Source organism: Parafrigoribacterium mesophilum, from assembly GCF_039652555.1.
Taxonomy (GTDB): Bacteria; Actinomycetota; Actinomycetes; order Actinomycetales; family Microbacteriaceae; genus Parafrigoribacterium; species Parafrigoribacterium mesophilum.
Genome location: NZ_JBDJAF010000027.1, coordinates 1 through 297, shown reverse-complemented (window position 1 = coordinate 297; position 297 = coordinate 1). Strand labels below are relative to the sequence as shown.

The 297-nt window shown below is 72.1% G+C and carries 1 protein-coding gene; it reads right to left on the bottom strand.

Features of this window, described 5'->3' with window-relative positions; all coding sequences use genetic code 11:
• A partial coding sequence (locus tag ABFX56_RS15960; protein WP_346234351.1) for a hypothetical protein occupies nt 1-297 on the bottom strand: 297 nt, incomplete at both ends.

Here is a 297-nt window from a genome sequence, read left to right as displayed (position 1 = left end):
CCCGGCGCTGCCGCGAGCCGCGCACGGTGCGGACGATGACGCCGACGAGCCCGGCGGCGAAGCAGGCCACGGCCAGTCCGATCAGCGTCGCGAAGTTGGACAGCGACAGTGCCGGGTCGATGCCGGAGATGGTCAACGGATTGTGCAGCCCGGCATCCACCTCTTCCAGCGGCGGCCCGATCAGGTTGTTGCCGAGGCTGCCCACCCCCACCACCGACCAGGCGACCCAGGCCACCGGGCGCCAGCGCCGGGACGGCAGCCGGTCGTCCGGGAAGTAGAGGGTGAGCGTGGCCGTTT